This is a genomic window from Mesorhizobium sp. M0938, assembly GCF_040319125.1.
GTDB classification, from domain to species: Bacteria; Pseudomonadota; Alphaproteobacteria; order Rhizobiales; family Rhizobiaceae; genus Mesorhizobium; species Mesorhizobium robiniae.
This window is the reverse complement of the sequence record NZ_JAMYNS010000023.1, coordinates 46,373-72,506: the sequence shown is the minus strand read 5'-3', so window position 1 is coordinate 72,506 and position 26,134 is coordinate 46,373. Positions and strand designations below refer to the sequence as shown.

General features: G+C 62.4%; 26 protein-coding genes and 1 pseudogene. 18 read left to right on the top strand and 9 right to left on the bottom strand.

Annotated features, from left to right (window positions below; translation table 11 throughout):
• Positions 1-86: 86 nt before the first annotated feature.
• Positions 87-1,088, bottom strand: a pseudogene (locus NKH73_RS29015) (polysaccharide deacetylase family protein); the annotation flags it as partial.
• Positions 1,089-1,374: 286 nt separating this feature from the next.
• Here NKH73_RS29015 and NKH73_RS29010 point away from each other — a divergent pair.
• The 8 genes from NKH73_RS29010 to NKH73_RS28975 all read left to right on the top strand — a co-directional run bounded on the left by NKH73_RS29010 (position 1,375) and on the right by NKH73_RS28975 (position 8,065).
• Positions 1,375-2,040 carry a tetratricopeptide repeat protein gene (locus tag NKH73_RS29010; RefSeq protein WP_352938093.1) on the top strand — a complete coding sequence of 222 codons (666 nt, stop codon included), beginning with the start codon at positions 1,375-1,377 and terminating at the stop codon, positions 2,038-2,040.
• Between the two features lie 64 nt (positions 2,041-2,104).
• Positions 2,105-3,538, top strand: coding sequence for a ribosome biogenesis GTPase Der (der, locus tag NKH73_RS29005; protein ID WP_352938091.1), 1,434 nt, complete (start codon positions 2,105-2,107; stop codon positions 3,536-3,538).
• A gap of 393 nt (positions 3,539-3,931) precedes the next feature.
• Positions 3,932-5,113 (top strand): cell wall hydrolase, encoded by a 1,182-nt coding sequence (locus NKH73_RS29000; protein WP_352938088.1) that lies wholly within the window; start codon positions 3,932-3,934, stop codon positions 5,111-5,113.
• 242 nt (positions 5,114-5,355) lie between these two features.
• On the top strand, positions 5,356-5,754 hold the full coding sequence (locus NKH73_RS28995) for an AtpZ/AtpI family protein (protein WP_352938085.1): 399 nt from the start codon (positions 5,356-5,358) through the stop codon (positions 5,752-5,754).
• A gap of 71 nt (positions 5,755-5,825) precedes the next feature.
• Entirely contained in the window at positions 5,826-6,584 is a 759-nt protein-coding gene (locus NKH73_RS28990; protein WP_095483947.1) for a F0F1 ATP synthase subunit A, read from the top strand.
• Between the two features lie 79 nt (positions 6,585-6,663).
• Complete coding sequence (locus NKH73_RS28985) at positions 6,664-6,888, top strand: F0F1 ATP synthase subunit C (protein WP_056103679.1); 225 nt, start codon at positions 6,664-6,666, stop codon at positions 6,886-6,888.
• A 75-nt stretch (positions 6,889-6,963) separates the two neighbouring features.
• A complete protein-coding gene (locus NKH73_RS28980; RefSeq protein ID WP_352938082.1) occupies positions 6,964-7,563 on the top strand; it encodes a F0F1 ATP synthase subunit B in 600 nt (199 codons plus the stop codon).
• Between the two features lie 10 nt (positions 7,564-7,573).
• Positions 7,574-8,065, top strand: a complete 492-nt coding sequence (locus tag NKH73_RS28975; protein ID WP_352938080.1) for a F0F1 ATP synthase subunit B — start codon at positions 7,574-7,576, stop codon at positions 8,063-8,065.
• Positions 8,066-8,314: 249 nt separating this feature from the next.
• Here the strand turns inward: NKH73_RS28975 and rnhB are convergent, their stop codons facing one another.
• Positions 8,315-9,010, bottom strand: a complete 696-nt coding sequence (gene rnhB, locus NKH73_RS28970; protein ID WP_352938078.1) for a ribonuclease HII — start codon at positions 9,008-9,010, stop codon at positions 8,315-8,317.
• A 154-nt stretch (positions 9,011-9,164) separates the two neighbouring features.
• Entirely contained in the window at positions 9,165-10,319 is a 1,155-nt protein-coding gene (locus NKH73_RS28965) for a PA0069 family radical SAM protein (protein ID WP_352938076.1), read from the bottom strand.
• A 150-nt stretch (positions 10,320-10,469) separates the two neighbouring features.
• On the opposite strand from NKH73_RS28965, the gene NKH73_RS28960 reads away from it, so the two are divergent.
• Positions 10,470-10,976, top strand: a complete 507-nt coding sequence (locus tag NKH73_RS28960) for a glycosyltransferase (protein ID WP_352938107.1) — start codon at positions 10,470-10,472, stop codon at positions 10,974-10,976.
• A gap of 224 nt (positions 10,977-11,200) precedes the next feature.
• Here NKH73_RS28960 and NKH73_RS28955 read toward each other — a convergent pair whose 3' ends face one another.
• Both NKH73_RS28955 and NKH73_RS28950 read right to left on the bottom strand, forming a co-directional pair.
• Positions 11,201-11,614 (bottom strand): type II toxin-antitoxin system VapC family toxin, encoded by a 414-nt coding sequence (locus tag NKH73_RS28955; RefSeq protein WP_352938104.1) that lies wholly within the window; start codon positions 11,612-11,614, stop codon positions 11,201-11,203.
• The gene (locus NKH73_RS28950; RefSeq protein ID WP_352938073.1) at positions 11,614-11,856 is read right to left on the bottom strand and encodes a type II toxin-antitoxin system Phd/YefM family antitoxin; all 243 of its coding nucleotides are present in this window, start codon (positions 11,854-11,856) and stop codon (positions 11,614-11,616) included. Before NKH73_RS28950 ends, NKH73_RS28955 begins: the two co-directional genes overlap by 1 nt.
• Positions 11,857-12,207: 351 nt before the next feature.
• Here NKH73_RS28950 and NKH73_RS28945 point away from each other — a divergent pair, with 351 nt between their 5' ends.
• A complete protein-coding gene (locus NKH73_RS28945; RefSeq protein WP_352938071.1) occupies positions 12,208-13,143 on the top strand; it encodes a cyclase family protein in 936 nt (311 codons plus the stop codon).
• A 130-nt stretch (positions 13,144-13,273) separates the two neighbouring features.
• Here NKH73_RS28945 and NKH73_RS28940 read toward each other — a convergent pair whose 3' ends face one another.
• The 4 genes from NKH73_RS28940 to NKH73_RS28925 form a co-directional block, all read right to left on the bottom strand.
• Complete coding sequence (locus NKH73_RS28940; protein ID WP_352938069.1) at positions 13,274-14,215, bottom strand: Csu type fimbrial protein; 942 nt, start codon at positions 14,213-14,215, stop codon at positions 13,274-13,276.
• 11 nt (positions 14,216-14,226) lie between these two features.
• Positions 14,227-16,446, bottom strand: a complete 2,220-nt coding sequence (locus NKH73_RS28935; protein ID WP_352938067.1) for a fimbria/pilus outer membrane usher protein — start codon at positions 16,444-16,446, stop codon at positions 14,227-14,229.
• A gap of 196 nt (positions 16,447-16,642) precedes the next feature.
• On the bottom strand, positions 16,643-17,365 hold the full coding sequence (locus tag NKH73_RS28930; protein WP_352938065.1) for a fimbrial biogenesis chaperone: 723 nt from the start codon (positions 17,363-17,365) through the stop codon (positions 16,643-16,645).
• Positions 17,366-17,392: 27 nt separating this feature from the next.
• Positions 17,393-17,878, bottom strand: coding sequence for a Csu type fimbrial protein (locus tag NKH73_RS28925; protein WP_352938062.1), 486 nt, complete (start codon positions 17,876-17,878; stop codon positions 17,393-17,395).
• Positions 17,879-18,091: 213 nt separating this feature from the next.
• Between NKH73_RS28925 and NKH73_RS28920 the strand changes: the two genes are divergently transcribed.
• The 8 genes from NKH73_RS28920 (at position 18,092) to NKH73_RS28885 (ending at position 26,132) form a co-directional block, all read left to right on the top strand.
• On the top strand, positions 18,092-18,919 hold the full coding sequence (locus NKH73_RS28920; RefSeq protein WP_352938060.1) for an MBL fold metallo-hydrolase: 828 nt from the start codon (positions 18,092-18,094) through the stop codon (positions 18,917-18,919).
• 204 nt (positions 18,920-19,123) lie between these two features.
• A complete protein-coding gene (locus tag NKH73_RS28915) occupies positions 19,124-19,876 on the top strand; it encodes a GntR family transcriptional regulator (RefSeq protein ID WP_352938058.1) in 753 nt (250 codons plus the stop codon).
• Positions 19,877-20,022: 146 nt separating this feature from the next.
• Complete coding sequence (locus tag NKH73_RS28910; RefSeq protein ID WP_352938055.1) at positions 20,023-21,516, top strand: FGGY-family carbohydrate kinase; 1,494 nt, start codon at positions 20,023-20,025, stop codon at positions 21,514-21,516.
• 66 nt (positions 21,517-21,582) lie between these two features.
• Positions 21,583-22,329, top strand: coding sequence for a GntR family transcriptional regulator (locus tag NKH73_RS28905; protein ID WP_352938053.1), 747 nt, complete (start codon positions 21,583-21,585; stop codon positions 22,327-22,329).
• A complete protein-coding gene (locus tag NKH73_RS28900) occupies positions 22,326-23,063 on the top strand; it encodes an SIS domain-containing protein (RefSeq protein ID WP_352938050.1) in 738 nt (245 codons plus the stop codon). The genes NKH73_RS28905 and NKH73_RS28900 overlap by 4 nt, the downstream gene beginning before the upstream one ends.
• A gap of 61 nt (positions 23,064-23,124) precedes the next feature.
• Positions 23,125-24,414 (top strand): ABC transporter substrate-binding protein, encoded by a 1,290-nt coding sequence (locus NKH73_RS28895; RefSeq protein ID WP_352938048.1) that lies wholly within the window; start codon positions 23,125-23,127, stop codon positions 24,412-24,414.
• A gap of 21 nt (positions 24,415-24,435) precedes the next feature.
• Positions 24,436-25,308, top strand: coding sequence for a carbohydrate ABC transporter permease (locus NKH73_RS28890; RefSeq protein ID WP_352938046.1), 873 nt, complete (start codon positions 24,436-24,438; stop codon positions 25,306-25,308).
• Positions 25,305-26,132, top strand: a complete 828-nt coding sequence (locus NKH73_RS28885) for a carbohydrate ABC transporter permease (protein ID WP_352938044.1) — start codon at positions 25,305-25,307, stop codon at positions 26,130-26,132. Before NKH73_RS28890 ends, NKH73_RS28885 begins: the two co-directional genes overlap by 4 nt.
• Positions 26,133-26,134: the final 2 nt, after the last annotated feature.

Sequence of the window (26,134 nt, the reverse complement as noted above, 5' to 3'; positions counted from 1 at the left end):
CCCTCTAAATCTCCCCGCTTTACCCCCAAGTCCCGGGCCCGCTTCCCCGGGCTTTTTTTTTTTGGGAAACGCTGTGGGGCGGCACAGCCCCCCACCGACGCCTGCTTTTCCCCGGCGCGCTGCCGCAAAACAAAGTCGCGATAGCTGATGCACTCGACATCCGGCTTGGTGCAGACCTCGCCTGCAAAGCGCTCCAGCGCATTCCAGTAGGCGCCGTCATTCATCAGCGTGAAATGGAAGCCGAGTTCCAGCGGAATGCGTTTCCCCTGGTGTTGGGCATCGAACGCGGCGCGAAAGGCGTCATAGGTCCGGTCGGCGAACTCGTCTGCCTTGCTCGGCCGCTCGAAGCCGCCGGAATGCCTGACATAGAGATTGTAGTCCATCGCGATCACCCGTCTTCTGTCGGGGCCTTCCGGAATCTGCGGCAGCGAAAAGCGCGTGATGCCATTGGCGGTCGTCGGCCGGACCGGTCCGCGCGAGACGCCGCTCGCGTCGAAGACGTAGCCCGCCTTTGGCAGCGCCTCGTAAAGCGCCTTGTTTGTCGACAGATAGGGTGCGCGAAAGCCGACTGACTGACGCGCGATTTCGCGCCAGCCCGCGGGTTCGGGGGCAATGCCGTTGATCGAATAGGCGTTTTCGAGAATGTGGGAGAAAGAGCCGAACTCGCTCAGCCAGTCGGCCTTGCTCCAGTCCTTGCCGTCGAAATGGCCGCAACCGTGGCTGCCGATGTCGTGACCCTCGGAGGCGGCGAGGTTTATCTGCTCGAGCCGGTCGGCGACTTCCTGCTTCGAGGCGGCAAAGCCGATGTTGGATTTGCCTGCGGTCTTGGCGGGCGCCGTGTACTCCTTGCGCGTTTCCGGCGAGAGCAGGAAGACGCAGGAGACGAAATAGGTGAAATGGGCGCCGGTGCGCGCGGCCAGCAACCGGCTGCGCTTCCATTGCGAGATATCGCGGGCGCTGTCGAACGAGATGATGACGGCCTGCTTCGGCTTTGCCGGCGCTGGCGCCGCAGGCGGGTCGGCGGCAGCAGCGCCCGCCGCAGCAAGCGACGCGATGGAAAACGCAACAACGCGGGACAAACGAGGCATCGATGTCTGATCTGGATCTGAGGAGGGTTCGAGCACCGGCTATCGGCAAAATGTGGCGTCGGTGCGGTCGCCTCCGGTGATCACATGCCCGGCGATTAGCCGATTTTCCTGTCGTGCCTCTTCCATGCCGACGAAATTTCGCTAAAACGCGGGCTCCGCATCGGCCTGAAGATCGGAATTGATTTCAGGAAGCACGATGCGCAATTCAAAGTGTTAGAGCGTACTTTGTGCGTCCAAGGACGCACGTCGCTCTGAACCGCCCTGGGGCGGGCAGGATGGTTTCGAGATGTCGGACGACAGTTTTATCCGCGAAGTCAACGAAGAGATTCGTCGCGAACAGGCGCATGCGCTGTGGGACCGTTTTGGTCCTGCCTTGATTGTGCTCGCGGTGCTGGTGGTGCTCGGAACCGCCGCCTTCGTCGGCTATCGCTATTGGGACGAGACCCGCGCCAATCGCTCGGGCGACGCCTTCTCGCAGGCGCTGAAGCTTGCCAATGAGGGCAAGCGCGACGAAGCGCTGACGGCTCTCGCTGAGTTGGAGAAGGATGGCTACGGCGCCTATCCGCTGCTCGCCCGCATGCGGGCGGCAACCGTCAAGGCGGACAAGGGCGATTTCGACGCTGCCGTCAAGGACTTCGATGAGGTCGCCGCCGACACGGACATTCCATCAGGTCTTCGCGACCTGGCGCGCCTCAGGGCAGCGCTGCTGCTCGTCGATCACGGTTCTTTCGCCGATGTCTCCAGCCGCGTCGAGGCGCTCACCGCCGACACCAATCCCCTGCGCCATACGGCGCGCGAGGCGCTGGGCCTTGCCGCCTGGAAGGAAGGCAAGGCAACGGACGCACTGAAACTGTTCGACCAGATCGCCTCGGATGATGGCGCCCCGCGCAACGCGCGCGAGCGGGCGACGTTGATGTCCGAGCTGATCCGTGGTTCGGGCGGCGTGTCGTAGTGCAATGTCGCCCAAAAGTGCGAAGCGGTTTTGGGACCAACGACATGCACGATGGTAGAGCTGGATGACATTCAAAGTCGCCATCATCGGCCGGCCTAACGTCGGCAAATCGACCCTTTTCAACCGTCTGGTGGGAAGGAAGCTGGCGCTTGTCGACGACACGCCGGGCGTCACCCGCGACCGTCGCGTCCATGCCGCCAAGCTCTACGATCTGCATTTCGACGTCATCGACACCGCCGGCTTCGAGGACGCTGCTGCTTCGACGCTGCCGGGCCGCATGCGTGCCCAGACCGAGATCGCGATCCGCGAAGCCGACCTGATCTTTTTCACGATCGATGCCAAGTCCGGCCTGATGCCCGACGACAAGACCTTCGCCGAGATCGTGCGCAAATCCGGCAAGCCGGTTGTCGTCGTCGCCAACAAGGCCGAGGCGCGCGGCGCCCAGGGCGGCATGCTTGAGGCTTGGGAACTCGGCCTTGGCGAGCCGATCCCGGTCTCGGCCGAGCACGGCCAGGGGCTGCCCGATTTGCGCGATGCGGTGATCGCCGCACTGGGCGAGGCGCGCGCCTTTGGCGAAGAGGAGGATGATGCGGACCAAGAGACCGCCGCCAGCGAAGTGCTGATCGGCGAGGACATCACCGATCCGGATGCCGAGCCGAGCTATGATGATACCAAGCCGATGCGCATCGCCGTCGTTGGCCGTCCGAATGCCGGCAAGTCAACGCTGATCAACGCGTTGATCGGCGAGGAGCGGCTGTTGACCGGGCCGGAAGCCGGCATCACCCGAGACTCCATCTCAGTCGACTGGGACTGGCACGGCCGCCGCCTGAAACTGTTCGACACCGCCGGCATGCGCCGCAAGGCCAGGATCCACGAAAAGCTGGAAGTCATGTCGGTGCAGGACGGCCTGCGCGCCATCCGCTTTGCCGAGATCGTCATCATCGTGCTCGACGCCACCATCCCCTTCAAGAAGCAGGATCTGCAGATCGCCGACCTGATCATCCGCGAGGGCCGCGCGCCGGTGATCGCCTTCAACAAATGGGATATGATCGACCACCCCCAGGAACTCCTGGCGGAATTGCGCGAGAAGACCGAGCGGCTGTTGCCGCAGGCGCGCGGCATGCAAGCGGTGCCGGTCTCGGCCGAGACCGGGCGTGGCCTCGACAAGCTGATGGATGCCGTCATCAGGACGCACAGAGTGTGGAGCAGCCGCGTCTCGACCGGCAAGCTCAATCGCTGGCTGGAAGGCATATTGGCGCATCATCCGCCACCCGCTGTGGCGGGGCGCCGGCTGAAGATCAAATATGTCACGCAGGCAAAGACGCGCCCGCCGGGCTTTGTCGTCTCCTGCTCGCGGCCGGACGCAATGCCGCAATCCTATGTCCGCTATCTCTCGAACAGCCTGCGCGAAGCCTTCGACATGCCCGGTGTGCCGATCCGCATCGCCTTGCGCACCTCGGAAAATCCGTTCGCAAGCAAGGCGAAAAAACGCCGCTGAGCGATTGCGCCTTGGAGATTGGCGGAAACGCCCCTCGCTTCGTCATGCCGCGAGGACGATCGCCATTCCGGGCCTTCTCGTCTTCTGGTCGTGGACGGCCGCCTGGCTGGCTGCGGCTTTTTGCGCGCTGATCGCCTGGCCGATCTTTCTTCGGCCCGATGATGGCCGCAAAAGCGCCTGACTTCAGATCGAGGGAGGGTCGACAGGGAAAACACGATCCAACCTGTTAACGCACCATCAAGGTTAATGCATCATTGTGCCTCTCCAGTGGGGTCAGTTGCGTTTCTGGAGAGTTCCGTGCATCGACGTGTTTTGAAGCGGCTTGTCGCCGTCGCCGGTGAGAAGAAACGTTCACTGCTGTCTCCGTCCATTGTTGATCGGTGCATGCTCTCCGTGTACCGACGTCTCCCGACGCTGGTTGCCGCCGTCGGTGAGAAGAGACGTTCACTGCTGTCTCCTCTGGTCATCGGCCTTGGCATCTGGGTCGGCTTTCCCACGGTCACTGCCTATCAGGACATGACGAGCCTGGTTTCCGGCCTCAAGGCGCCGAACGCCCGCTGGAACGCCTATGTCGAGAAATCCGTCGCCGGCTCGGTTCACGCCGCCGAAATGCCTTTCCTCGATTCCGATACGACCGGCGCGATCTCGGGTTCCGGCGTCCGGTTGCCCGGCATCGGCGCTGTGTCGTTTCGCGGCAAGGGCAGCGCGGCCAGCACGACGCCCGACGAGTACCGCGTCGTACGTGCCGCCAAGAAGGGCCGCATCATCATGGTCTCGCCAGTCGCGCCGCCGAAGAATTTCAACGCCGGCTCGATTTTCAAACGCACCTCCTCACTGCTCCGTCCAAGCATGGACAGTGGCTTGAAGATGGCTTTCGCCAAGCCGGAGATCAAAGGCAAGGAGATCCAGATTGCGGCCGCGTTCCACGCGCGCGTCGACAAGAAGCCGGATCCCGGCGTGCCGGCCATGCTTGCCGCACTGGTCAACAACGATCGCCCCGATGTCCTTGCGACTGCCTACGCAGCGGCCGAGCCCGACTATGCCCAGGCTTCGCCCTTCGAGGCCTTGCTGCAGGACGAGAAGCCCAATGGCGGCCGCTTCATTCCGCCGCTGGCCAAGGGCGATCATTCGTGGATGCAAACTCCGCTGCCGGCGAGCGTCTTCTCCAAGCCGGAACAGACTTGTCTCGCCAACGGCATCTACTTCGAGGCGCGCGGTGAATCGGTGCGCGGCCAGGCTGCCGTCGCCCAGGTCATCCTCAATCGCGTTCGCAATCCGGCCTATCCGAACTCGATCTGCGGCGTCGTCTATCAGAACGACAAATGGTTCAATCGTTGCCAGTTTTCCTTCGCCTGCGACGGCAGGAAGAAGCGCATCCAGAGCCCGGCCCACTACAAGACCGCGCAGGACATCGCCATGGCGGTCACTGCCGGCAAGATCTTCATCCCGGAAGTGGGATCGTCGACCCATTACTACGCCAACTACGTCAATCCGGGTTGGGCGCGGACGATGAAAAAAATGACCAAGATCGGCCTGCACATCTTCTATCGCACCTATGGCGGCGGCTGGAGCTGAGTGCTTCGGCAAGGCCCCAGGCGCGGTCGATCGGGGACCCATCGCCGGAGGGATTCGGTCGCGGTATGCCAACGATGGTGTCGGGCACGATGTCGCACCCTGGCAAGCCATTGATTCGAATGCGGAAAATACTTAAGGCTGAAGGTCTGCCCGTGGCTTGACGGGCGCGGACCCTCTAACTATGTTGCCGGCGACTTAAGAGCGGACGGACGGCGACGATCTGACCGGGCAAGGGGGTTGCGATGGCCGACAAGAATGGGCCAGACGGAACCGGAGAAACCGGCCGCGGCAAACAGCGTCAAGCCGACATCCGCGACGAAGATCTTGAGCGCCGCCGGCGCGACCTTGAAGCATCGCTTGCGACAAGGCGGCCGGACCGGCTCGAGGGGAAAGACGACGCGAAAGCGGGCAGTGCGGCCGGATATGGCCAGGCGCTCAAACTGTCCAGCGAGTTCATCGCCGGGATAGTGGTTGGTGCCGGTATCGGCTGGATCATCGACCGTTTGGCGGGAACATCGCCATGGGGTCTGATCGTTTTTTTGCTGCTGGGTTTTGGTGCCGGCGTGCTCAACGTCCTGCGTTCCGCAGGGCTTATGGCGGAATTCGGACAGGGCGACAAAACGCGCGATCCGAAAGAATGAATTTGAGGCGCCGCTTGCCGGCGCAGTGAACAGGACACTAAAGCCGCGCGCGGTTTTGATGGGGAATTAAAGTGGCTGCTGACAAGGTCGATCCGATCCACCAGTTCCATATCAACAAGCTGATCCCAATCGAGATCGGCGGCTACGACCTATCCTTCACCAATTCGGCCCTTTTCATGGTTGCAACCGTCGCCGTTGCGTCGGCGTTCCTCTATCTCACCACCTCGAGCCGTAGCCTCGTTCCCGGCCGTCTTCAGTCGGTCTCGGAAATGGCCTATGAATTCGTCGGCAACATGCTGAGGGACGCGGCCGGGACGCAAGGCATGAAATTCTTCCCCCTCGTGTTTTCGCTGTTCATGTTCGTGCTTGTCGCCAATCTGCTCGGTCTTTTCCCGTATTTCTTCACCGTCACCAGCCACATCATCGTCACTTTCGGCCTTGCCGCGCTGGTGATCGGAACGGTCGTCGTCTACGGCTTCATGAAGCACGGCCTTGGTTTCCTGAAACTGTTCGTCCCGCATGGCGTGCCCGTCTACCTGCTGCCTCTGGTGGTGCTGATCGAGGTGATTTCCTTCGTCTCGCGCCCGGTCAGCCTCTCGGTTCGTCTGTTCGCCAACATGCTGGCAGGCCACATCACGCTGAAGGTGTTCTCGGGCTTCGTCGTGAGCCTGAGTGCGCTTGGCACGCTCGGCATCGCCGGATCGGTCCTGCCGCTGGCGATGGCCGTGGCGCTGACGGCGCTGGAGCTGCTGGTCGCCTTCCTGCAGGCCTACGTCTTTGCCGTGCTGACCTGCATGTATCTGAACGACGCCCTGCACCCCGGGCACTGACCCAGGCTGGCCAAGAGTTTCCGGCATTGCTGCCGGATGGAATCGCAACGGAATTTTTAGATTCAAAGGAGTTGAACAAATGGAAGCAGAAGCAGCAAAGTACATCGGCGCCGGCATCGCATGCCTCGGCATGGGTGGCGCCGGTATTGGCCTCGGCAACATCTTCGGCAGCTATCTGGCGGGCGCGCTGCGCAACCCGTCGGCCGCGGATGGCCAGTTCGGCCGCCTGATCTTCGGCTTCGCCGTGACAGAAGCACTGGGCATCTTCTCCCTTCTCATTGCGCTTCTGGCGCTGTTCGGCTGAGCCCCTGTTCGGCTAAAATTGGGAATTGGACGGCCGGCCGCAATCAGCGGCAGGCCTGATATCAGGGAATAGTCCATGTTCGTGACATCTGCCTTTGCGCAAGAGTCCGCGCCCGCCGTCGAAGGCGGCCATACCGGCACGGAAGGCGACACGCATTCCGGCACCGGCGTGCCTGCCGAGGCGCACGGCGTGTTCCCGCCATTCGATCCGGCGACATTCCCGTCGCAGCTTCTGTGGCTGGCGATCACCTTCGGGCTGTTCTATCTGTTCCTGAAGAAAGTGGTGATGCCGCGTGTCGGCGGCATCATCGATGTCCGCAATGACCGTATCACTCAGGACCTCGACCATGCCGCTAGGCTGAAGAGCGAGGCCGATGCCGCCGTTGCCGCCTATGAGCAGGAATTGGCTGAGGCCAAGACCAGGGCCAATGCGATCGGCCAGCAGGCCAGCGATGCAGCCAAGGCAGAAGCCGAAGCCGCCCGCAAGAAGGTCGAGGCCGCGCTTGACCAGAAGCTCGGCGAGGCCGAGGCTCGCATTTCGTCCATCAAGGCCAACGCCATGAAGGAAGTCGGCACGATCGCCGAAGACACCGCTTCGGCCATTGTCGAGGCGCTTGTCGGTGGCAAGGCCAGCAAGGCCGAGATCGCTGCAGCCGTCAAATCCGTGGCCAGGTGAGGAGCGCATCATGGACGCCACATCACTCGCGACGCTTTGGGCCACCGTTGCCCTCGTCATTTTCCTGGCCATTGCCGTCTACATCAAGGTGCCGGGGCTGATCGCCAAGGCGCTCGACGCCCGCGCCGACAAGATCAGCAATGAGCTCGAGGACGCGCGCCGGCTGCGCGACGAGGCTCAGCAACTGCTCGGCGAATACCAGCGCAAGCGCAAGGAAGCCGAACAGGAGGCCGCCGACATCGTCGCTGCCGCCAAGCGCGAGGCCGAAATGCTAGCCTCTGAAGCGCACCAGAAGACCGAAGACTATGTTATCAGGCGCACCGCGCTTGCCGAATTGAAGATCGGTCAGGCCGAGCGCGAGGCGATCGGCGAGGTGCGCGCCAGTGCCGTCGACATCGCCGTCGAAGCGGCCCGCACGCTGTTCGCCGGCAAGATAGACGCCAAGGCCGGCGCCGACCTGTTCAAGGCCTCGCTTCAGGACGTGAAGTCCAAGCTGAATTAAGCGATTTCATCGAGAAATTCATTAGAAAGCCGTCTGGGAAACCTGGCGGCTTTTTTATTGCGGGCGGGCGAGCGCGTAATCTCCCTCCTTGAGGGGGAGATGGCCGGCAGGCCAGAGGGGGTAGCCGCGCGTGAAGCGCCAACCTTCTCTTCGTCCCAGATGGCGTCGCGCCAGCTGAAGCGACCCCCTCTGTCGCCTTCGGCGACATCTCCCCCTCAAGGGGGGAGACTACGCGCTCAGCCGCTTTCGCTAATCCAGGCCCGCGAGGCTCTCCTCGTCAGGCACCTCGGTGCCGCCAAGCCGGAACGGCGCGAAGGACGCGCGGTGCAGCCGCGCCACTGGTCCATGCAGCTCGATCGCCGTGCGGTGACGGACCGTGGCGTAGCCCATGTGGAGTTCGAAACCGTAATGCGCGTGATGGCGGCCGCAGCCGCACATCATGCGGTCGCGCATCACCTTGGCGACGATCGAGGCGGCGGCGATCGACTGCGAACGCTGGTCGCCCTTGATCAGCGCCCTGCCTTCGCAGGGCAGTCCGGGCGGCACATCGCGGCCGTCGGCTAAGGCCAATTTCGGCTGCACCGGCAAGCCGACCAGAGCGCGACGCATCGCCTCGAGGCTGGCCTTGAGAATATTGCTGCCATCGATGCCTTCCGCGCTGACGGAGGCCATCGACACGCCAAGAGCGGATCCGAGGATTTTCAGGAACAGCGCCTCGCGCTGCAGATGGCTGAGGCGCTTGGAATCGTCGAGACCGTCGGGAATGTTGGCGGGATCGAGCACCACCGCTGCCGCCACGACCGGCCCGGCGAGCGGGCCGCGGCCGGCCTCGTCCATTCCCGCCACTGGCCACAGGCCCTCGCTCATCGCCTTCGTCTCGAAGGAGAAATCGGGTCTCTCAACGATTTGGAAGAGAAGCGGAGAATCAGAGCGCACGCGAGCCATGTTGCGGCGAGGTTCGCATTGGCTCCGATTCTCCGCAAGCCCCTTCGGGCCGGCGGGGCACCGGACCCGGAGGGCACCGTCTGCAAGCCCGGGGACAAGACAGGCCGGACGGGATCTCTTCATGTGCCGCCGAAAATGGCGGCACATGATGTTTTCAAAGCAGCATGAGTTGCTCGGTTGCCTTGGCCGCGACGACGAATTGGTCGATCCTGAGCGACCGCCGCTCGGCGTTGAGCCCAAGCCGTTTGGCTGATATCTCGAAGCGCCGGCCGATCTGCCAGGCATAGGGGCCGGCGCCTTTCATGCGCTTGCCCCAATCCGAATCGTAATCCTTGCCGTCGCGCATCGAGCGGATCAGCGACACGACGTGGCGATAGCGGTCCGGATAATGGCGCAGCAGCCAATCCTTGAAGATCGGCGCGACCTCCAGCGGCAGGCGCAGCACGACATAGCCGGCCTCGCGCGCTCCTGCAGCACATGCCGAATCGAGGATGCGTTCCATCTCCTGATCGGTTAGGCCGGGGATGATCGGAGCGACCATGACCGAGGTCGGAATGCCGGCATCCGAAAGCTGCCTGATCGCCTCCAACCGCTTGGTCGGCGTCGACGCGCGTGGCTCCATCATTCTGGCCAGCATCCGGTCCAATGTCGTCACCGACAGCGCCACCTTGGCCAGCCCGCGTTCGGCCATGCGCGACAGAATGTCGATGTCGCGCGTCACCAGCGCGGATTTGGTGACGATGCCGACCGGGTGGCCGCGCGCCTCCAGCACTTCGAGGATCTCGCGCATGATCCGGTACTGCTTCTCGATCGGCTGGTAGGGATCGGTGTTGGTGCCGATGGCAATGGTGCGCGGTTGATAGCCGTCCTTCGACAGTTCCTTGTCGAGCAGCCGCGCCGCATCCGGCTTGGCGAACAGCTTCGATTCGAAATCCAGCCCCGGCGACAGGCCCATGAAGCTGTGCGTTGGTCGGGCGAAGCAATAGACGCAGCCATGCTCGCAGCCGCGATAGGGATTGATCGAGCGATCGAAGGAAATGTCGGGCGATTGGTTGCGGGTGATGATGGTGCGCGGCTTCTCGACCTGCACCTCGGTCTTGAAGGGCGGCAGTTCCTCCAGCGAATTCCAGCCATCGTCGAACACATGCCGGCTGACCGGCTCGAACCGGCCGGACGGGTTGATGCCGGCGGACCGGCCGCGATTGCGGTCCGGACGGATACGGACGCCGCTCTGCTCGATCATGGCATTGGCCATCTCGGCTCTTCCGGCCCCGAAGGCGGCAATGTCGGCACGCACGATCTGTTCCATTTTCGCCCTCTCCCAGGGACTGTCGGCTGGCTGTCGAATCGCTCTGTTCATGAAAATAATCCTATTTCGTCGATGAGAACAAAGCAAGAACTTTCTTCGGTGCGACGCGACAACTGGCGCTACGCCCGGCTTTCCGCTATTCGGCTAACGATGCTCAGCGTTCTCATCCAGACCCTCAATGACGAAGAGAGACTTGCCCGTACGCTCGCCTCGCTGATCGGCGGCGCGGTCGAGGGCGTGGTGCGCGACGTCGTCATCTGCGACACCGGCTCGACCGACCAGACGCACCGCGTTGCCGAACATGCCGGCTGCCTCTTTGTGGCGAGCGGCGGCATTGCTGCCGGTATCCGGCAGGCCAAGGGCGACTGGCTGTTGCTGCTGGAGCCGGGGGCGCGGCTGGCGGAAGGCTGGATCGACGAGGTCGCCGCCCATACGTCAAGGCAAACCATGCCAGCGCGATTCTCGCGGGCGCGCGGCAGCCGCGTGCCATTCCTGTCGCGGGTGTTTTCGGGAAACCGGGCATTGGCCGAAGGATTGGTGATCAGCAAGCGTCAGGCCGCGGCCTTGTCGAAAAACGCCCGCAGCGCCGAAGCCATCGCACGCGGCCTTGCGACCAAGAGGCTCGACGCCGAGATCTGGGTGGCGCCGACGAAGTGAGGGGCGTTCCTCTGCCCGAAAGCGCGAAGGAAGGCCGCGTCGCTTGCTGAAGTGAAATTCTGCCGACGTTCCTTTTACGAGACGTTTGACTTTGTCTGGGTTAGGCGGGGAGCAGACTGTGGGCGGAAAAAATGCTGCCGGCTGAAATCAAGGTCGGCCACGTCTTCCGTTATCCTATCTCCGGCATTGGCAACACCGCGAGGAAGGTGACAAGGGGCCGGGGTTCAGCCATTGTCGAGGGGCCCAACGATCTCGACGCCTTCGGCTAGCGCGGCTGCGACCAGCTTGCGGTCCAACGTGGCGAGCGGAAGCGTTCGCTCGAGAGCCAGTGACAGGTAGGCGGCATCGTAGGCGCTCAGCCCGTGGCTTGTTGCTAGCGCCAAAACAGATCCGTCCCCACCCGCTCCTGCATCCTCAAGCGGCAGGCGCCGCAACCGGCCCATCGCCGCGATCGCCTCGCCTGGAGCAATGCGGTTGCGGCGTTCGGCCATCAGAACGATGCTGCGGGCTTCGTGCCAGAACAGGGACGGCACCGGGCATTGCGCTGTCAGCGCGCCAATCAGCGCTTCAGCCGCCTCACTGTGCTCCTCCGGAAGGAGCCATGCGGCCGCAATGGACGCATCGAGGACGAAGACCATCAATAGCGATGGCTTTCATGCTTCCAGGCCAGAATCTCCTCGGTCGTGACGGGTTTGGCCCTGGCCCGCGCGGCGCGGGCTTCTTCGATCAGAGCGCCCAGGTCGTTTTTCTTGGGGATTCGGCTCAGTTTTGCGATTGGATCGTTGCCGCGTGAAATGATGACCTCCTCCCCGGCTTCGACCTTGGCCAGCAGATCGGAGAGGTGTGTCTTGGCCTCTCCGACCTTGACGGTGATGGTCATGGTTCTCTCCTGAGGCCGCACATAGGCGCTATCGTCGAGCGGCGCGTGGACAGCACGGCAATTGGGAATTTAAACGACGGTAGCGCGATCTTTTCGTGTTGGTCAAGGCTTGGTCTTATCGCTATCGATAAGAGGTCATTATCACCGGCGGCATTGGCGCTGTGCATTTTATCCGGAATGGCGAACCAAATTGAATGAGCCGATGGCCCATGCGATCGCGGTGATTGGCGGATCTGATGGAATCCGTATTGGCACGACCTTCTTGAGGGGAATGCATATGGAGGAATGCATATGCTTGTCGTCCTGCGGGAAACTCGCGATACTCGGCAGCGTTTTCCGGGGAGACTGCAGATGAGGGTGTCTAAATTCGCTCGTATCGCCTTGCTGGGAGCCGCCTGGTCAGTGCCGGCGATCGCGTCGGCGCAGGAATCGTCCCTTTGGTCGGTTTATGAGAACACGCTCAAATCGGCCAAGTACATCGACCTGACCCATGCCTTTGAGCCGGTGCAGCCCGTATGGCCGGGTTTCGCCAATGCCAAGTTCAAGCCGACTGTCGCCGGTAAGGACATCGAGGGCTACGTCAAGGCCGGCGAAGAGTTCGCCTACGACAAGCATGGCTTCGTCGCGACCGCCTACGAGCTGTCGACGGACCAATATGGCACGCAGCTCGATCCGCCCTCCCACTGGAACCCGCTCGGCGCAACGATCAGCGACCTGCCGGCCACCTATGCCGTGCGCCCGCTCGTCGTGATCGACATCAGCGGCAAGGTGCAAAGTGACGAAGGCTATCACCTCCAGGTCGCTGACATCGAAGAGTGGGAAAAGGAGCACGGCCGCATACCGGAAGGTTCGGTCGTATTCGTGCGCTCGGATTGGTACAAGAAATGGTCCGATGCCGCCCGCTTCAACCAGAAGCCGTTTCCAGGCGTCAGTTTGGACGCGCTGAAGTTCCTGCATCTGGAGCGGAAGATACTGTTTCATGGTCATGAGCCGCTCGACACCGACACCACGCCCAATCTCGAAGGCGAACATTGGCTGCTTCACAACGATTTCACCCAGGCGGAAGGCGTTGCAAACCTCGACAAGGTGCCGGAGGCCGGAGCGTTGGTAACAATCGGCTTTGCAAAGCCGCTCGGCGGGTCAGGCGGTTATGCGCGTTACATCGCCATTGCACCCGCCGACTGGACGGAGGGCGTTTCGGTCACCGAAGCGCCTGGTGCGCCGCTTCCCCGGCAAACCGCGCCGCTCAAGCGCGACGAGAACGGCGTCTTCCGGCCGACGCCCTGATCCCTGGCGATCGATCGGGCGGCCGGGCAGACGTTCGGCCGCTCAGGCTCTCGCGAAAACGTGACTGTTCCGACGGTAGTCGTCATAATCGCATCCGTGACAAGCCTCGACTGACGACGCGGGCATCAAGTCAATAGGTGACCGTGACCACGACAGTGTCAGTGTAGGTGCCAGGGGGCGGCGTCGATTGCGCCGGCACGCGGCCATAGACGGGCAAGTTCTGCGTCGCGCCTGCGCCGACGCCTGCAAGGGTATCGGTCCCGATGGTTCCACCCCAGGGCTGACTGCGCGCGGCATCCTTGTAGAGGCCATAGGTCACGGCCTGGCCGCCGAGCGTCATGCGCCGAGCCGTCGGACTGGTGCCGCTTAGCCCGTTGTTCAAGCCAACATTGTAGGCCGTGCCCGGGGTGCAGCTAACGGCAATACCGCCGGTCCCGTCGGCTGCGGCGTCGAGCACGCCGTGGCTGCCGAAATTGATGTTCTGCGCCGTCACGCTGCAGTTGGCGCCAACGTTGGCCTGGACCGAAAAAGTGACGCGTCTGAAAGAACCTCCGGCCGAAATCGCGCAGTTGAAAGTGGCAACTTCGCCGTAGATGATTCGGGTCTGGGAACCGGAAAACTGCGACGTGTAGAGGCCCGCCCCGACGCTCGGCTGGTTCCCCAGCACCCTTGCATAGATCGTCCGCGTCGCGGAAACGGAGCCTCCAACCGATGTGGTGAAATCAAACGTTGGCGGCGATCCGAGCGAGGAATTTTCCGCCGAGCCCCAGGGTATGCTCCGTGCGGCGTCCTGGTAAAGGTTGTAGAACAGCGCTGTGCCTGCAAAGCGCATATGCCGGATGCCGGCGGTCGCGCCTTCCGACCCGGCGTTGAGGTTGGGGCAGACCCGCACGAAGCCCGAGACGACGCTGGTGCAGTTTATGTTGAGCGTGGCCGTGGTGTCGACCGGCGAACCGGCAAGGACATCGACATTGCCGAAATTGACGTTGGTCACGCTGAACGTGCAGTTGGCGGCGTTGGCGGCAACCGGCGCCAGGAAGAGAAACAACAGGAAAAGAGCCAGACGGAGCATTTTGGGTGTCCTCATTGCGTCGGGCGACAGACTGCATCGGGAATGGTGACCTGCTCGCCGTCGCGCGGATTAAAGACAAACTCAGCCTTGCAGCGGCCGCGGGTCGGCTGATCCACCACGATGCGGTTTTGGGCGCCCAGCCCCTTGATGAAAGCCTGCCCGTCATAGCCGACGATAAAGCTCGCAGAGGTGCCTTCGACCTGTCCGGCCGCACCCGTCTCAACTAATTCGCCGTCCTCATCGCGAAGTGTGACGAGTGCAGCCTGGACATCGGTCTCAACATCGAATTTTACGACGGTGCCGCTGCGGTCAGCCGGAACGGTGACTTCGCGGGTACCGCCCACCGTTGCGTCGACCGGCAGGTTCGTCGGATCGATCGTGATCTGGTTGGGTTCGTAGGAGCGCAGGCCCGGCACCAGCAGCTTGCCGCGGCGATTGGTGCGGCCGGCCGGCCGGTTTTCATACTGAACCTCGATATCCGGAACACGGGCATCGACCACCGCGAAGGCGTCATTGATGCGGTTGGAAAAGAAGACGTCGCCGCCGGCGAAGACGACGGAACCGTCGGCCTGGGCTGTTGCGCGGAATTGATCCTCATACTGCCCGACGCTTGCCTCGAAGCGGGAAAAAGGCGCGCGATAGCTGACGGACGCGGCACGCTCTGTGTAAGCGCCTTCCGTGTCACGGAGCCGCCAGCCGACGCTGCCGATATCGGCGCTTTCGGCCTTCACCAGATCAGTCGTGATCGACGTCCCGTCGGAGTCCGAAGAAACGCCGGTCGAAGCATAAATGTCCTCGCCGATCGGGATGGAAATTCCGGCAAAGACACCGAACGAATCCTCATCCGCCAAGTCCTTGAAGGCTGTGGCAAAGAGCGATGCCCTGCCGATTGAACGGTTGAAGGAGAGGCCGAGGATCTGCGAGCGGTCGCCCTCGACCGTCTCGAGCTGGGTGTAGCTGAAATTGAGGTTCGAAGGATCGAATTTCAGGGGAACCGAAACAGACACCTGGTCGAGCGAACGCGGCGGTGCGGCGCTGTGGACGTGGAAGTCATCATCGGGCGACGGCGGCGGGAGAGGATCAACGGTGACCGCAGCAATGTCGTTGTAGTCTCCGAACGTGCGCTGCGTTCGCGCAAAAAAATGCAGGTCCCAAAGCTCGAACTCGACACTGCCTGAGACCTGAAATCCCGTCTGCCCGGCATAGCTGCTTCCTGACGCCGCGAGTGATCCCACACCGTAAGGGCCGATGCCAAACACAGCGCCGCTACCGCCATTGATGAGCCCCCCGCCGCCTTCGCCATGGCCTTCGAGGGTCAGCCAGTCGGTTAGTCCGTAGCGAAGCGTGCCCGAGGCCATAAAGCGCCCGTCATAGTCGTTCGATTCGACGCCATAGAACCGGCGGGCAAAGCCGGCTTCGGCCGAATAGTCCCAAAACCCCGATGCCAATAGCTCGGATGATGCGAAAAAGGGCGTTTCGGAAACCGTCTCGCGTCCGAGCGCATCGCGCACCACGACACGCGCCGTTCCGCTTCCCGTCACCACCGGCAGATTTGTAATCTGGAACGGGCCGGTCGGAACCTGCTCCGACAGTCGACGGGCATTGTTGACATAGATGTCGACCGTCGACGGAACTGCCGCGGAGCCGGAGAGTTCGGGCAGGGGCATGGTCACGAGATCCGGCCTCAGGCCGAAGTTGCGCTGGATCTGCAACCCGCCCAGCCGCGTCGGCCGGGTCCAACTCAAGCCGCCCGTAATCACGTCGCCCGCGCGAAACGTGGTCAGCAATTTTGGGTTCGAATATGACCACGTCGTGTCGAGACGGGTTGAGCCGTAGAGTTCGTCCCGCGAGCTGCTGGCGACGTAAGAGCTTGCGAGGACGCCGAACGGACTGAATGCGCGAGCTTCGAACCATCCCGACGCGCCCTCGAAGGCCCACATGTCATCGACGCCGTCACCCCCGGAGCCCGCAAACAGCGTGTAGTTCACCAGCGCGCCGAGGCTGCTTTGCGGGCTTCCGGTGGAAGTCTCGTCCTGAGCTCGCTCATGGGAATCGATGACACGCGCAGAACGCGCATCATATTCGACTGTGAAATGGATGGTCTGGGCAGCTTCGTCGAACTCGAAGGAAACGAGGGGAAGCTTGGCTATGTCGATCAGCCCATTCGGCCGCAAGGCTTCGTCGCCGGGTTCGATGCCGACATTGCGCAACTGGACCGGTTCGATTGCCAAGGTCCCGTCGGTATCCTGCCGGAAAGCCGCAACCAGGTCGGTCGAGGTGCCGTTGATAAACACCTCCAGTTGAAGGTCGCGAGAGACGCTGACGGGTGTTGCCCCTGCACCGGGGCCTGTTGCTGCGGGAATCGATTCGGCGAAAGCTGTTGAACCTTGCAGCGCAAGGAGCCCAATCGACACCAAAAATGGAGCACTAGCCGCCCGCAAGGCGTGCGGTAGCATCAAAACGTCCTGCTTCGCTGTCCGCCGAGATTTTCACGGAACCGGACAGCCGGCCGCGGCCGGTGGTCGGGACAAACCACTTCGCAGTAGAGTTCCCGAGCGCATAGCCAACTAGTCCCTCGCGGCGCGCCACGACCTTACCGCCGCTGCTCAGGGCGAGGTTCGATACTTTGAGCCGCATCGATCCCCGGTTGCGGACGGTGACGAGATAACCACCCCGCTTTTGCTGGACGCTCCAAGTCGGAGATGCCCCTGGGGCGTCGGTCGTGGCGAAGAATACGGGTATGGAATGGCGCACCACCAGAACGACTGTTCCGGCCACACGGCGGGACGGGTCCGGCAGCTCGTCCACGACCAACCGATAGCTCTCTTCTCCATTGACGGGTCGTTTCGAGGTTCGAACAATCCGGATCAGGTTTTCTCCCCCCGGCCGAAGCGTCGTGATCGGCGGGCTGGCGACCACATCGTTCGTAACCTCGTAGGCATCTTCCCCGTTTCTCTGGGTCCAGCGAAGAACACGGACCTGCACATTGATCGGCCGGCGCGCATCGTTCCAGATTCGGATGGTGGAGGCGGCCGTCGGCGCCCTGAGGTCGAGCACGACAGGCGCGACTCGCAGCGACGCGGCTTGCGCAATGCCGGCAAATTCAAAGACAGCTGCAAGACATGCGACTATGACGGCTACTAACCGCATTTCCCCTCTCCCTAGTCTGGGTATGGCTTAGTAGGTCAAGGTCACCGTAATGACGTCGGCATACGTGCCGGCCGTGGGGGTATCCTGCACTGGCACCTGACCATAGACGGGGTAAGTCTGCTCGGCGCCGGTTCCGGTACCCGCTAAGGTGTCCGTTCCGATCGTGTCGCCCCAAACATCAGCATGGCCGGCATCCGTATAGAGGGAATAGGTGACCGTTTCCCCACCCGTCCCGGTCATCTGTCGGGCAGCGACGGTAGCGGTAGCGCCCGTTCCGGCATTGAGCCCGATGTCGTAATCCGTTCCATTGGTGCACTGAACGGCGATGGCGCTCGATGCTTCGACCGCGGTATCAATAACGCCCGATGCTGGGAAATTCAGATCGCTGGCCGAGTTGATCTGACATTCGGCGTTGATGGTGATCTGGACGTTGAATTGAGCGGTGGGTGCTTGTGCAAGAGCCGGTGAAACGAGCAGCGCTGAACCAGCAAGGCAGAGAAGGTAAGGCCGCATGCGATCTCCATTCAAATGCCGAACGAAGGATCACAAACGAGGCGACCTGAAACCGACAATCATCAACCCACCTACCTGCATTTGTATCATACACGCACCCGTTGCATAGCCCCTTATTTGGCTTCATTTGCCTTCCCGGCTTTTTCGGAGTGGTGACTAGGATGGCTAGTAACGCTATCGTGGCGTGACGCCAGTCCTGCCCGGGAGGCAGCCATGCTCCGCCTATCTGCCGCCGTTCTGTTGATCCTGGCTTTCTGGCCGCCCGCCGCTTCGGCCCAGGAAGGGCCGCCGCCGTCGAGATGCGTTGCTATTGCGCAAGCGCTGCCGTCGGCCACCTATGCCAGCTTCACGACGCCCAAGGCGCGGACGCCTATGCTGGCCGAGGCCTTCGTCGACGGCGACGTTACGATCACCTATGCCGGCCATTCGACCTACATCATCGAGACGCCCGCCGGCGTCAGGATCGCCACCGACTTTTCCGGCGTCTACGGCGCTGACCCGCTGCCGCGCGTGGTGACCATGAACAAGGCTCATCGCACCCATTATTCGGACCATCCGGATCCCGCCATCGAATATGTGCTGCGCGGTTGGAATCCGGATGGCGGTCCGGCGCGCCACGCCCTTGTCGTGGACGATGTCTACATCCGCAACGTGCCGACGGACATCCGCAATGGCGGCGATCTCGGCAAGGACGGCAATTCCATCTTCATCTTCGAAGTGGCAGGACTGTGCATCGGCCATCTCGGCCATCTGCACCACCGGCTGGAGGACGCGCATTACGGCGCCATCGGCCGGCTCGACATCCTTATGGTGCCTATCGACGGCGGCATGACGCTGTCGCTCGACCGGATGACCGAAATCACCACGCGGCTCTATTCCTCGATGATCCTGCCCATGCATCGCCATTCGACCCCGATCAGCGAATTCACGGGTAAGATGGGCGACGATTTCGCCGTGGAATTCCTCTCCGGCCGGTCGTTGGCGGTGTCGCTGAAGACCTTGCCCGACCGGCCGACGATCATCATTCTCAAAGGGGTCTGATCGCATCGTCCCGAACTTCCGAACCCTGCGCAACCTGCTCTTTCCACTCGCCCAAATCAGGTGCTGAGGCTTGGCTTCAGCAGGCAGCTTTAGCTGCTTCTCCGCTCCGCAGGCCGACAGGACCTGCAAGCGTGTGCCACTCCAGCTGTTGCGGTCATCGCTAAAATTGGTATTGTGTTGGTATTATCGCTATGGACCCCAGGCGTGACATTCCTCGATTTTTTTGCTGCCGCGCAGAGCAAGGGAAGTGATGCGCCGGTCTACAGGCGTCTGCAGACAGCCCTGGTCGATGCGATCGCCTCGGGCACCTTGAAACCGGGAGCCGTTCTTCCGCCCGAACGCGAGCTTGCCCTCGAACTTGGCATCTCGCGGGTGACCGTGCGCAGAGCGATGGCTGAACTTGTGCGGCAAGGTCTGATTACCCAGCGACATGGCAGCGGAACTTATGTTTCGGGCGCGCGCGAGCGCGTCGTGCAAAGCTTGAGCCGACTTTATTCCTTCTCCGAAGACATGACGTCGCGCGGCCGGACGCCAGGTACGCTGTGGCTGGAGCGCGAGCTTGGCGTGGCCAATGCCGACGAGGCGCGCCAACTCGAAATGGCCAATGGCGGGTCTGTCGTTCGAATGAGCCGGCTGCGGCTGGCGGACAACGAGCCCATCGCGTTGGAAAGCTCGTTGATTCCGGCTGCTATCTTGCCCGACCCGAAGCAGATCGAAGACTCCCTCTACCAGACGTTGCGCGGTCTTGGCCATGTTCCAGTCAAGGCCGTTCAGCGTTTCTCGGCGATCAACCTCGATGAAAAGAGCGCTCGCCTTCTCAAGGCACGAACGGGCGCCGCGGCGCTCGACATCTACCGGATAACCCGGAGGGAAGACGGCGTCGTCGTTGAATCCAGCCGGTCGATTTTTCGCGGCGACGCCTACGATTTCGTTGCCGAACTCGGGCTGGGCCGTTGAAATATGGTACCGGGCAGATCGGCGCCATCAGCGAAGCCCTTCGTGAAAATAAAAATAGGCACGCGCTGATGTCCGGCACGATTGAACCGCCACCAGGCGGCCGTGGATCAGCCTGCATTGCGTGCCATCAGAGATAAGACCAATTCATGACCAGTTATTTCCTTGGCATCGACGCGGGCTCGTCCGTAACCAAAGTCGCGGTATTCGACGAGAAAGGCCAACAGCTCGGCATGGGATTTCGTCGCATCCGCCTGCAAAGACCGTATCCGGGCTGGTCGGAACTCGATCCCGCCCTGGCATGGAGCGCGGTGAGCGAGGCGATCCGCGCGGCTCTCGACAATGCCGGTATCGTGGGAAACGACATTGCCGCCGTGGGCCTGTCGGCAGCCATGGTAGGGGCATGGCTGGTCGATGACACCGGCAGTGCCTTGCGCCCCGGTATCATTTGGGAGGACAGCCGGGCGCAGGATTTGCTGGAACGGCGGGCGGCCGACATGCCGGATTTCTATCAAAGGATATTCCAGTCGGATGGCTGCGTATTGCAGCAGGGCTGCACGTTGCCGCTCCTTGCTTGGCTGCGAGCACATGAGCCAGATGTGCTGGACAGGGCGGCCCATGTTTTCGGCTATAAGGATTTCCTGCGTCTGAAGCTGACCGGGCGGGTAGCCGCCGATCGAACGGAAGCTGCAGTGGCGCCAGGCAGCGCGCGGCAGCGCGACTACAGTCCCGAAATGCTTGCGCTGTTCGATGTCGCCGACCTGGCGCACAAGCTGCCGCCAGCAGCAGATTCCGAAACCATAGCCGGCTTCGTCACGGCCACGGCAGCAATTGCCACCGGCCTGAGAGAAGGCACGCCGGTGGCGATCGGCGCCGGCGACGTACCGGCAACGGTCATTGGCGCCAGTGCGCTCGAAAGCGGGATGGCGATGGCGGTTCTCGGTACGACCTGCATGGTCGGCATCGTCTCGGATCGGCCCGTGTTCACGCCACCCAATCTGGGCCTGCTTTTTACCTTGCCCGGCGAGAACTGGTTCCGTGCGATGGTCAACGTGGCCGGCACGCTCAACCTTGACTGGGCTATCGAAACGCTGTTGCCCGACATAGCCGGGGAACCCGATCTCTACGCGCGGGTCGAGGCGATGATCGCCCCGCTGCCTGTCGGCAACGAGGGCGTGACCTATCTGCCATATCTCAGCGAGAGCGGCATCATTGCGCCAGTGGTCGACCACGAGGCGCGCGCCGGTTTTTACGGTCTCGCACCCCGACACGGGCGGCCTCACATGATCCGGGCCGTCTATGAGGGCGTGACGCTGGCGATGCGCGATCTGTACCAAGGTCTGGAAGGCGCCAGCGGCGAAATCCTGCTGACCGGCGGCGGAGCGCGCAGCCTGATGTGGACCCAAATGATCGCCGACGCGCTCGGCGTCACCGTTCTCGTCCCGGCCGGGACGGAATTTGGCGCCAGGGGAGCAGCTCTCCTCGCGGCGACTGCCATTGGGCGGTTCGGGTCGATCCGCGAAGCGTCGACTGCGACCCGGCAGATACAGCGCCGCCATGAGCCGGACGGTTCGATGAAGCCGGCCTGGGACCGCGCCTTCGCAAATTATTGCGCCCGCCGCGACAGCAGCTTGCGCAGATAGCCGGAAAAGCTCTACACAGTTGTTCCAGGTGGTACATACCACGAGAAATTCTGGTTCAACCTGTCCATGCCTTCGATCATCGCTGCAGACGACGTGCCGCTTTACCAACGCATCGCGAGTTCGTTCGCGGCGCAGATCGCGTCCGGTGCGCTGAAGGTCGGCGAAAGACTGCCGTCGGAGCGGCAGATGGCCGAGGAACTCGGTGCGAGCCGAATGACTGCTCGCCAGGCGCTCAAGCTTCTCGAACGGCGCGGCTTGGTAGAGACGCGCACCGGCCGAGGCGCCTTTGTCGCCCATCCGCACATCGAACAGCAGCTCAGCACGCTGAGCGGTTTCACCGAGGAGATGCATCGCGGCGGCCGCATGGCTTCCAGCATCGTGCTGGATGCAGGCGTCGGCGCGGCGGATCGCGAAGCGGCGGCGGCACTTGGCATTGCCGAGCATGCGCCGGTCCATCGCCTCGTTCGCGTGCGTCTGGCGGATGCTGAGCCCGTTGGTCTCGAGCGCACCGAAATCCCGGCGGCGCTGGCGCCGAAACTGCTGGAACGCGCGGATTTCAGCACGGATTCGCTCTATCGCGTGCTGCGAGAGGATTATGGCCTCTACCCGAGCGAAGCCGAGCAGAAGCTCTGGTCCGCGCATCCGGATGCGGCCAGTGCTGCGTCGCTTGGTATTTCGCTGCAGAGTCCGGTTCTCCTTCTCACCCGCCGCACGCTCGACGCGAAGGGCCGTCCGATCGAATACGTCCGGGCGGTCTATCGCGGCGACTGCTTCGTGATGCGCGTTAATCTGACGCTCGGATTGGACAAATGACCAAAACGCCGACTGCCGCGGCTTATCTGGCCGACCTCACTACCCGCATCGGTCGTCTGTACGACGACAATGCCGCAGCGATCGCGCTCGCCGCCGCCGCCGTCGAGCGCACGGCCAAGGCTGACGGGCTGGTCTATGTTTTTGGCACCGGCCACAGCCACACCATGGCTGAAGAGGCACACTTCCGGGCCGGTGGGCTGGCGCTGACCGTGCCGATCCTCGCCGCAACGACCATGGTGCATGAAGGTGCGGTCGCGGGCACCGTATTCGAGCGGATGTCGGGCATCGTCGCGCCCATATTCGCCCGCTATCCGATCGGCCCAAACGATGTGCTGATCGTCGTGTCCAACAGCGGCGTCAATACGGCCACCGTAGAGGCTGCGTTGATAGGCAAGACAATCGGAGCGACCGTTGTCGCGATCACCTCGGAAGCCTATTCCAAGGCTGCTGCCCAAGGGCGAACGCGGCTCGCCGATGTCGCCGACATCGTCCTCGACAATGGTGCGCCTCCTGGCGACGCCACCGTCAACCTGCCGGGGAGCAGTTTGCGTGCCGGCCCGGTGTCAACCTCGATCGGGGCAGCGCTGATGAACGCCGTCTTTGTCGAGGCAGCCGCGCGTCTGCAGTCGGCTGGTGGCGCCGCACCCATTTATCTCAGCGCCAACATGCCGGGCGCCAAGGAGGTCAACGAGGCGCTGATCGAGCGCTATCGGCCGCGCAATCCGCATCTTTGAGATTCCAGGACACAGGGATTTCGGGACTCAAGGGGAGTCTCGAAAGCAACGGGAGAAAACGATGATGGGCCCTACAAGATTTCTGACGATCGCCGGCTTTGCCGCTACGCTTCTTGCCGGCACCGCCTATGCCGAGCCGGTTGACCTGACGCTCTGGCATATGGAGCAGCCGCCACACCGCGTGCAACGCATGAAGGAGCTGCTCGACGAATTCAACACCGCTCATCCCGATATCCAGGTCAAGCAGGAGCCGCAAAGCTGGGGCGAGGTCTACGCCAAGGCGCCGGCGGCCTTCGCTGCCGGAAACGGCCCGGATCTTCTCTTTACCATTCCCGATTTCACGACAGTCCTGAAAAGCATCGATGTCGTCGTGCCGGTCGACGACTTGGTCAAGGACCTCGACGGCAAGCATGGCTTCGTCGAGGCGACGCTCGCGCCCTACAAATATGACGACCATGTCTGGGCCGTGCCGGCCTACAACATGGCGATCTCGCTATGGTACCGCAACAGCGTGCTGAAGGCGGCAGGCGTGGAGGTGCCGAAGACCTGGAGCGAGTGGCAGGCGGCCGCCGAGAAGCTCTCCACCGATGGAAAATCCGGCATCGGTCTTCCGGCCAACAAGCAGCTCTATACGGACCAGACTGTTTATAGCTTCATGGTCAACAGCGGTGCGGGCGATCTCTACAACGACGACGGCTCGATTGCCTTCGACAAGCCGGAAACCGTCAAAGCCTACGATTTCTACAGCAAGCTTGCCAAGTTTTCGCCAGCCGACAGCAGCACATGGACCTGGGGGGAGGCGGAAGCCTGCTTTGCAAACAGCAGCTGCGGGATGATCCTGCAATTCGGTGTCATCAACACCTATGAAACGCAGGCCGAAGGCGACGCCGCCGATCTCGGCGTGGCGCCCGTTCCCCATGCCGACGATCAGAGCGCGTCGGCGACCATCTCCTATTCGAACGCCATCATGCTGACGACAAAGGATGAGGCGAAGCAGAATGCCGCCAAGGTGTTTCTGAGCTGGTTGCTTGAGCCTGCAAATTACGGTCGCTTCCTCACAATGGAGCCAGGCCTGTTCCTGCCGGTGACCAATGACGGCGCCAAGGCGGAATCGTTCTGGAGCGACAAGACCGTGACCAAATACAAGTCCCAGGTCGAAACCATGATCGCCAATTCGCAAACCGGCAAACTCTTCGGCTTCACCACCGGCAAGGTGTTTCCGTCGATCGGCGCGATCTCGGCTCAGAACGTGATCGCCGAGACCCTGCAGCGCGTTGTTGTCGACGGTCAGAGCGCTGCCGACGCCGTCAAGGCCGGGCAGGCGCGCATGTCCGAAATCGCTGCCAAATAGCGGGCAAGCCGGGGAACGCTCATGAAGAATACGACGCTCGCCTTTGCGTTCGTTTCGCCGGCGCTCCTCTTCCTGCTGGCGGTCCTCGGCTGGCCGCTCGTTCAAGCCGCCATCCTGAGCTTTCAGGATGTCGGCGTGATCGGTTCTGAAGGCCAGTTCATCGGCCTCGGCAATTATGCAACGATCCTCGGCGGCGCCGGCTTCTGGCGTGCGCTTGGCCGCAGTGTCGTCTGGGTGCTGTCCAACGCGGTGGTGCAGACTTTGTTGGCGCTGGGAGCGGCGCTTATCCTCAATCAAAAATTTCCCGGCGTCCAAATCGCACGCACCTGGATAATCCTCACATGGATCGTGCCGACGGTGGTGGTCGTCATCATCTGGCGCTGGCTGCTTTCCTCGTCTGGCGGCATGATCAACCCGCTTTTGATCCAGGCCGGCGTGATCGAGCGTCCGGTTGGCTTCTTCGCGACGCGCGAAGGTGCCATGACCACGCTGATCATGATCAATTCCTGGCGCTGGTTTCCGTTCACCACACTGATGATGCTGGCTGGCCTGACGCGAATCCCGGGCGATCTCTACGAGGCGGCCCGGATCGATGGCGCTGGCACGTTCCAGCGTTTCAAGCGCATCACCTGGCCGTTGCTGCAACCGACGCTGATGGTGCTCGGCGTCGTCGGCACGCTTCTGTCCTTCAATGTCTTCGACGTGATCTGGCTGCTCACCGCGGGTGGCCCGTCCGGCGCAACCCAGACATTGCCGGTGCTCATCTACGAAACCGCCTTCAAGGGCTATCGTTTGAGCGAAGCTGCGACGATTTCCGTCCTCACCAGCATCCTCCTGATGGGATTCGCTTTTTTGACGACGCGCGCCATGACGGCGGCGGAGGCGGATCGATGAGGCGCACTTTCGGCCAGTCTCTTTCGCTCTATGGCGGCGTTCTGGTCCTTGCTCTTGCAATCGGTCTGCCGTTCTGGTGGGTGTTGAGCGGCTCCATCAAACTGCCGAAGGAAATCATTCAGCGTGTACCTACGATGGTGCCGCACAGCTTTACCCTTCAACATTTCGAAAAGCTCCTGCAGGCCTCGGATTTCCCGATTTACCTGCTCAACAGCATGGTTGTGGCGCTGTTTTCCACGGCCTTCACGGTGTTGCTGGCCTTGCCTGCCGCCTATGCCTTTTTTCGCATGGAGTTCCCGGGCCGCAACGCGCTCTACAAGACGATCCTGCTCACTTACGCCTTCCCCGGCGTGGTGGTGCTGATCCCGCTCTACGGCCTGTTCGCGAAAGTCGGGCTGATCGACAGCCCAGTGGCGCTGGTTATCGTGAACGTCGCCTTCGCGTTGCCGTTCTCGATCTGGATGATGCGTTCGTTCCTGGCGACCGTTCCGCGCGAGATCGAGGAGGCGGCGGTCGTCGATGGAGCACCCACCACCACCATCCTGGTCAGGATCCTGATGCCGCTGATTGCGCCGGGCATCGCCAGCGTCGCTATCTTCGCGTTCATCTCGTCCTGGACGGAGTTCCTGTTCGCGTCGGTGCTGATCGTCTCGGATGCCAGGCGCACCATTCCGGTCGGCTTTGCCGGCATCATCGGCCAGTATCAGATCGACTGGGGCCTGCTGCTTGCCGGCGCCACGGCAGCTATCATTCCGGTCGTCGCACTCTTCGCCCTTGTCGGCCGCTGGTTCGTCTCCGGCCTCACCGACGGCGCCGTAAAATAGGC